Below are 776 nucleotides of genomic sequence, written 5' to 3'. Positions count from 1 at the left end.
GCCGCGCAGCACGGTGGGATCGGCGACCAGCGCCAGTTCGGGGAAGACGGCCGCGGCGGTGGCGATCTGGGCCCGCAGGTGGGCGAGCGGCGGGCCGTCGGCGAGATTGGCGACGTACGTACCGGCGGGCCGCAGCACGCGCCGCACCTCGGTGAGGAACTCGGTGCTGGTGAGGTGGGCCGGGGTGCGGGCCCCGCTGAACACGTCCGCGACGAGCACGTCGGCCCAGTCGTCGGGAAGCTTGGCGAGTGCCTCGCGGGCGTCGGCCGTACGGACGCGGATCCGGGCGCCGGGGTCCAGCGGCAGGGCGCCGCGCACGAGTTGGACCAGGGGGCCGTCGCGCTCCACGACCTGCTGGGTGGCGCGGGGCCGGGTCGCGGCGACGTAGCGGGCCAGGGTGAAGGCGCCGCCGCCGAGGTGCACGGCCTGGATCGGGCGGCCGGGTTCCGCGGCCAGGTCGAGGACGTGGCCGATGCGACGCTGGTACTCGAAGGAGAGGTGGGCCGGGTCGTCGAGGTCGACGTGCGACTGCGGGGCACCGTCCAGGAGCAGCGTCCAGCCGGCCGGGCGGTCCCGGTCGGGTATCAGCTCCGCGAGACCTCCGTCGACGCTCTGCACGACGGACTCCCGACCGCCGCCGCCCCGCCCCTGCCGCCCTCGTGACCTTGCCATCCGTCCATTATCGGGGGGCCGGGATCAAAGGGCGCCCCGAAGGGGCCGGGGCCGGGCGGCGCTGGGCGGCGGGCGGCTCAGCGGCGGTTGTCGGCGGCCTCGAT

General features: G+C 76.4%; 1 protein-coding gene. It reads right to left on the bottom strand.

The window, feature by feature from the left end:
- Positions 1 to 672, bottom strand: a 672-nt coding sequence (locus G3I40_RS05030) for a fused MFS/spermidine synthase (protein ID WP_164300937.1), incomplete at its 3' end; no start/stop codon positions are given.
- Positions 673 to 776 lie beyond the last annotated feature (104 nt).

This window comes from Streptomyces sp. SID14478, from assembly GCF_010548525.1.
In the GTDB taxonomy this organism is placed as follows: domain Bacteria; phylum Actinomycetota; class Actinomycetes; order Streptomycetales; family Streptomycetaceae; genus Streptomyces.
The sequence above is the reverse complement of the archived record's forward strand: the minus strand, read 5'-3'. Positions and strand labels throughout refer to the sequence as shown.